Origin of the sequence: Nocardia farcinica, from assembly GCF_029867845.1 — a bacterium.
GTDB classification, from domain to species: domain Bacteria; phylum Actinomycetota; class Actinomycetes; order Mycobacteriales; family Mycobacteriaceae; genus Nocardia; species Nocardia farcinica_A.
Map to the genome: position 1 here is coordinate 1 of NZ_JARWRU010001218.1, position 6,110 is coordinate 6,110.

Below are 6,110 nucleotides of genomic sequence, written 5' to 3' on the forward strand. Positions count from 1 at the left end.
CCACCGCGGCCCGGCGCGCCGCCGCACCGGGCACGCCGGTTGGGGGCGCCGCCGGCCCCGGCCGGCGCGGCGGGAGGGTGCCGATGGCAGGCGAACTCGCCGTCGCGCTGCGGCAGAGCCCGTCGGTGCGCGTGGTCGTCACCGTGGACAACGTCGGCGGCGAGCTGGATTTCGGCGATACCGGTGTCGCCGTGACCGCTTGGGACACGCTCGTGCGCGCAGATCGACAGCCCTACGCGTTCCAGCCGTTCCCCGCGATGCAGACCCTGATGCTCGGTTACACCTCCGGCACGACCGGAAAGCCCAAGGGGGCAGTGCACACACACGCCGGGTTCACGATCAAGGTGGCCACCGAGGTGGCGTACTCGTTCGACATCTCGTCCGGTGACACCTTCTGCTGGATCACCGACATGGGCTGGGTGATGGGGCCGCTGTCGGCCTTCGGCACACACGCCAACGGAGCCACCCTGATGCTCTACGAGGGCTCCCCGGACGTGCCCGACGCCGGACGGCTGTGGGATCTGGTGCAGCGGCACGGAATCACGATGCTCGGCGTCTCCCCAACGCTGATCCGCGCCCTCAAGGCGACACCACTCGCCGAGATCGCGACGCGGGATCTGTCCTCGGTGCGTGTGCTCGGCTCGACGGGCGAGCCGTGGGATCCCGATTCCTACGACTGGCTGGCGCGCGACGTCTTCGGCGCCCGGGTACCGGTGATCAACTTCTCCGGCGGAACCGAGGTCGGCGGTTCCTTCCTGGCGCCCTACCCGGTGGAGCCGATTCCGAGCTGCTCGCTCGGCGGGCCTTCGCTGGGCATGGACGTCGATGTCGTCGACGACACCGGGGCACCTCTGCGCGGCGAGATCGGCGAGCTGGTCTGCCGTCAGCCCTGGCCGGCCATGACCCGCGGGGTGTGGCGCGATCGCGAGCGCTACCTCGAGTCCTATTGGTCCACTTTCGACGGCATGTGGTGCCACGGCGACTTCGCGCTGGTCGACGACGACGGCCAGTGGTATATCCTCGGCCGCTCCGACGACGTGATGAACATCGCGGGCAAGCGCCTGGCCCCCGCGGAGGTGGAGTCGGTGCTCACCACCCATCCTGCGGTAGCCGAGGCAGCGGCGGTCGGCGTGCCCGACGCGAAGAAGGGCGAGACGGTCTGGGTGTTCTGGGTGCCCCGGGCCGACGCGGATGTCGAAGGGGTCTCCGACGAGCTGCGGCGCCTGGTGGCGACCGGTGTCGGGAAGCCCTTCGCGCCCGCCGAGGTCTGGCCGGTGCGCGCCTTGCCCAAGACCCGGTCGGCCAAGATCCTGCGCCGCGCTGTGCGGGCCGCGGCGATCGGGACCGACCCGGGTGACCTGTCGAGTGCGGAGAACCCGGAAGCCGTCGAGGCCATCCGCGATGTCGTGCACGGCACGGCGGCGAACTGAGGAGTGAGAATGCATTGGGAGCTGTCCGAGGAGCAGGAGCTGTTCGCTTCGTCGCTGCGGGATTGGATCGGCGCCAAGTTTCCGATCGACACCGTGCGCGAACTGGTGACTTCGGGTGAGACCGCGAATGTCACCGCCGCGCTGATCGGTGAGGGCTGGTGGGGTGTCGGTTACCCGGAGGAAGTCGGCGGCGAGGGCGGGGGAGTGCTCGAGCTCGCGTTGGCCGCACGAGAGTTCGGCCGCGGCGCGGTGCCCGATTCGTCGTGGATGGCCGCGGCGCTGGTCTCGCCGTTGCTGACCGGCGACGAACTGGCCGCCCAGTTGTCCGGGGAGCGGCGTTTCGCGCTCGTCGTGCGCGCCGACAGGGTGCCGGGTGCGGCACCCGTTGCGGCGAACGGCGGCCGACTGATCGGGGCGGTGCCGCATGTGCTCGGTGCCGCCGAGGCCGATGTCCTGCTCGTGCCCGTGTGGGCGGCCTCAGGGCTCGTCATCGCGAGGGTCCCGGCCGCGCAGACGGTCCGCACTGCCGGCGATCTCCTCGATCGTGCGCGCTCGGTGAGCACTGTCGAGTTCACCGGCGCGCTCGCCACCGAGGTCGTGCCCGCCGGGGATGCGCTGTCCCGCGTCGCCGACCTGGCCGCGGTGCTGGTCGCCGCGGACGCGCTGGGCAGTGCCGAGCGGATGCTGGACCTCGCGGTGGCATACAGCAAGCAGCGCAAGCAGTTCGGCCAGTTCATCGGCGCATTCCAGGCCGTGAAGCACGCGGCTGCGCAGATGCTCGTCACGGTGGAGGCCGCCTATTCGACGGCGCTGTACGCCGCGGCCGCGGTCCAGGCGGCCCGTGCGGATGCTGCGACTGTCGCGGCGGTGGCCAAGGCGCAGGTCACCGGCCCGGTCGCCGGCCTCGCGGATTCCGCGCTGACCGTGCACGGGGCGATCGGCTACACGTGGGAGCACGACCTGCATCTGTTCTACAAGCGCGCGAAGCTCGACCGGGTTCTCTTCGGAGCACCTGCGGCGTGGAACGAGCGGATAGCCACCGCGCTGCTCGGTGCCCCTGGCGTCGGGGAATAGTCCGCGTTTTCTTTTGGTCAGTCCATTGTTATAGTTACCGCAAAGATGAGAGGGAGAACCCCAGGTGGATTTCGAACTGACGGAAGACCAGGTCACCATTCGTGACGCGGTCGCCGAACTCGCGGCGAAGTTCGACGATCAGTACTGGGCGGAGAAGGACGCGGCGCACGAATTCCCGACGGAGTTCTACAACGCCTTCGCCGAAGGCGGCTGGCTGGGCATCACCACCCCGGAGGAGTACGGCGGGCACGGCTACGGCATCACCGAGGCCTCGATCCTGCTCGAACAGGTGGCCGCCTCCGGAGCCGGAATGAACGGCGCCAGCTCGATGCATCTGTCGATCTTCGGCATGCATCCGGTGATCGTGCACGGCAGCGAGGAACTCAAGCAGCGCACGCTGCCGCGCATCGTCAACGGCGATCTGCACGTGTGCTTCGGCGTCACCGAACCGGGCGCCGGTCTCGACACCACCCGGATCACCACCTTCGCCCGCCGGGAGGGCGACACCTACGTCGTCAACGGACGCAAGGTCTGGATCTCCAAGGCGATGGAGTCGGAGAAGATCCTGCTGCTGACGCGCACGCAGAAGTTCGACGAGTCGCCGCGCAAGACCGACGGCATGACCTTGTTCCTCACCGACCTCGACCGGAGCAAGGTCGAGATCCGGCCCATCTCGAAGATGGGGCGCAACGCCGTCACCTCCAACGAGCTGTTCATCGACAATCTCGAGATCCCGGTGGAGGACCGCGTCGGCGAGGAGGGCAAAGGCTTCACCTACATTCTCGACGGCCTGAACCCCGAGCGGATGCTGGTGGCCGCCGAGGCGCTCGGCATCGGTCGGGCTGCGCTCCGGGCCGGCGTGCGCTACGGCAACGACCGCGAAGTCTTCGGCCGTCCGATCGGCAAGAACCAGGGCATCCAGTTCCCACTCGCCGACTCGTTGGCACGGCTGGACGCCGCCGAACTCATGCTGCGCAAGGCGACCTGGCTCTACGACAACGGCCTGCCCTGCGCCCGGGAAGCGAACACCGCTAAGTACCTGTGCGCCGACGCCGGTTTCGACGCCGCCGATCGGGCACTGCAGACGCATGGCGGCATGGGCTACTCCGAGGAGTACAACGTCTCCCGCTACTTCCGCGAAGCCCGGCTGACCCGGATCGCGCCGATCAGCCAGGAGATGGTGCTGAACTTCCTCGGCTCGCATGTCCTCGGCCTCCCCAGGAGCTACTGATGACCGACAAGACAACGCCCGCCGGCCTTCAGGCCTTCGCGCTCGACGGTCGTACCGCACTCGTGACCGGCGCCGGTGGCGGCGTCGGAGCAGCCGTCGCCGAAGCCTTCGCCGCGGCGGGCGCCGCGGTGCTGGTCACCGATATCGACAAGGACGCGGCCGCCGCGGTCGCCGCACGTATCACCGAGACCGGTGGGACAGCGGATTCGTTCGCCCTCGACGTCTGCGATCCGGGCAACGCGCGCGATGCCGCCGCCGCGGCCGCCCGGCTGGGCGGCGGCACGCTGCACATCCTGGTGAACAACGCCGGGGTGATCGCCCCGGCGATGTTCCCGCAGCTGGACGAGGTGAAGTTCCGTCGGGTGCTCGACACGCACCTGATGGGCAGTTACCACTGCAGCCAGGCCGCATTGGATCATCTGCCCGACGACGGTACCGGCCGGATCATCAACGTCACTTCCGCGGCGGGACTGACCGGCACCATCGGGCAGGCCAACTACGGCGCAGCGAAAGCCGCGATCATCGGGCTGACCAAGTCGCTGGCCCGGGAGCTGGCTCGCCGCGCCATCACGGTGAACGCGATCGCTCCGCTCGCCGCCACCGCCATGACCGAGAACATCCGCAGCAACGAGAAGCTGGCGGCCAAGACGCTCGCGCGTATCCCGCTGGGCCGTTGGGCCTATCCGGACGAGATCGCGCCCACCTTCGTCTTCCTGGCCTCGGGCGCCGCAGGGTACATCACCGGCCAGGTGCTGCCGGTCGACGGTGGGACGGTGATCTGACATGAGCCGAGTTTCCGGACCTTTCGCGAACGCGGGCCGTGAGGTGGTGATCGCCGAGGCGGTTCGCACTCCGATCGGCAAGTCACACCCGGAGAAGGGATGGTTCCGCGATACCCATCCCAACGCCATGCTTGCCGCCTGCTACCAGGACCTCGTCGCGCGCACGGGCATCGACCCGGCTGTGGTGGAGGATCTGGTCATCGGGTGCACCGCTCCCTTCGGCGAGCAGTCCCGCAATATCGGGCGCAATGCCTGGCTCCAGGCGGGCTACCCTGCCGAGGTTCCGGCCACCACACTGGACCGGCGCTGCGGATCGGCGCAGACCGCGGTGAACTTCGCGGCCGCGCTCGTCGCGTCGGGCGTGCACGACATCGTCATCGCAGGCGGTGTCGAGCACATGGGGCACGTGCCGATGAACTCCCCGGTCGCGATCAGCGAGTTGTACGGCGAGCCGTGGCCTGCCGAGCTCCGGGCGCGCTACGACTTCGTCTCTCAGGGCGAGAGCGCTGAGCTGATCGCCGATCGCTGGGGCATCTCGCGCACCGAGATGGACGAGTTCGCGGTGCGATCCCATCGCCTGGCCGCCGAAGCGGTCGGCGCGGGACGGTTCACCGACGAGATGGTGCGGATGGAACTGGACGGTGAGATCCGCACGGGCGATCAGTGCATCCGGCCCGGAACGTCCCTGGAGACGCTGGGCAAGCTCGCACCGGTGTTCCGCCCCGACCACGGGCGCGTCACCGCGGGCAGCTCCAGCCCGATCTGCGACAGCGCCGCCGCGGTGCTGCTGTGCACGCGGGAGGCCGCCGAACGGTACGGACTGCGGGTGCGGGCGCGTATCGCCGATCAGACCACGGTCGGCGTCGATCCGATCATCATGCTCACCGGGCCGATCCCGGCCACGCACAAGCTGCTCGATCGCAACGGCCTCACCGTCGACGACATCGACCTCTTCGAGGTCAACGAAGCCTTCTCCTCGGTCGTGCTGGCCTGGCAGCGGGAACTGAAGCCGGACGAGAACCGGGTGAACGTCAACGGCGGCGCGATCGCGCTCGGGCACGCAGTCGGCGCCACCGGCGCGCGGCTGATCGCGTCGATCCTGCGCGAGATGGAGCGTCGCGACAGCGCGCTCGGCTTGGTCACCATGTGCTGCGGCGGCGGATTGGGCACCGGCACGCTGCTCGAGCGGGTGGATTGATGGTGAATTTCGGCGAGCTGATCCGGCCGGGCGCTGGGGTGTGGTGGAGCCAGGCCGCCGCCGAGCCACGCCCCTTGGTCGACCAGCTGCTGGCGCAGGCGGACGCGCTCGGACCGCTGCGACTGTTCACCGGGCTCAGCTGGAACGATCAACTGGCGCAATCGTTCTCGTCGGCCGACACGATGGTTTCCTACGGTGGTCTCGGTGCGCTCCGCGAGCTGGGCGCGACCGATCAGCTCGAGGTGGTTCCCTGCCACTACTCGGCGCTGCCGCGGATGTTCGGCGAGCGGCGACTGCCGTGCGATGCGGGGCTCATCCAGGTGGCGCCGCCGGATCGGGACGGCTTGTGCTCGATGGGCATCGGTGTCGACTACATGGCCGATGCACTCGAGCAC

The 6,110-nt window shown here is 69.1% G+C and carries 5 protein-coding genes and 1 pseudogene; all 6 read left to right on the top strand.

What is annotated here, in order from left to right; translation table 11 throughout:
- Window positions 1-1,430, top strand: a 1,430-nt coding sequence (locus QH283_RS26965; protein WP_432420785.1) for an AMP-binding protein, incomplete at its 5' end; no start/stop codon positions are given.
- Window positions 1,431-1,439: 9 nt separating this feature from the next.
- Window positions 1,440-2,504 carry an acyl-CoA dehydrogenase family protein gene (locus QH283_RS26970; protein WP_280505743.1) on the top strand — a complete coding sequence of 355 codons (1,065 nt, stop codon included), beginning with the start codon at window positions 1,440-1,442 and terminating at the stop codon, window positions 2,502-2,504.
- 64 nt (window positions 2,505-2,568) lie between these two features.
- Complete coding sequence (locus QH283_RS26975) at window positions 2,569-3,735, top strand: acyl-CoA dehydrogenase family protein (protein WP_040795737.1); 1,167 nt, start codon at window positions 2,569-2,571, stop codon at window positions 3,733-3,735.
- Window positions 3,735-4,517: an SDR family NAD(P)-dependent oxidoreductase gene (locus QH283_RS26980; protein WP_040795738.1), complete on the top strand. Its 783-nt coding sequence runs from the start codon at window positions 3,735-3,737 to the stop codon at window positions 4,515-4,517. The genes QH283_RS26975 and QH283_RS26980 overlap by 1 nt, the downstream gene beginning before the upstream one ends.
- Window position 4,518: 1 nt before the next feature.
- Complete coding sequence (locus QH283_RS26985) at window positions 4,519-5,715, top strand: thiolase family protein (protein ID WP_040795739.1); 1,197 nt, start codon at window positions 4,519-4,521, stop codon at window positions 5,713-5,715.
- Window positions 5,715-6,110, top strand: a pseudogene (locus QH283_RS26990) (acetyl-CoA hydrolase/transferase family protein); the annotation flags it as partial. The gene QH283_RS26985 and the pseudogene QH283_RS26990, both read left to right, overlap by 1 nt.

Bases quoted from the DNA above. Each gene is read 5' to 3' on its own strand.
- QH283_RS26970 (WP_280505743.1), top strand. From the start codon at position 1,440: ATGCATTGGGAGCTGTCCGAGGAGCAGGAGCTGTTCGCTTCGTCGCTG.
- QH283_RS26980 (WP_040795738.1), top strand. From the start codon at position 3,735: ATGACCGACAAGACAACGCCCGCCGGCCTTCAGGCCTTCGCGCTCGAC.
- QH283_RS26985 (WP_040795739.1), top strand. From the start codon at position 4,519: ATGAGCCGAGTTTCCGGACCTTTCGCGAACGCGGGCCGTGAGGTGGTG.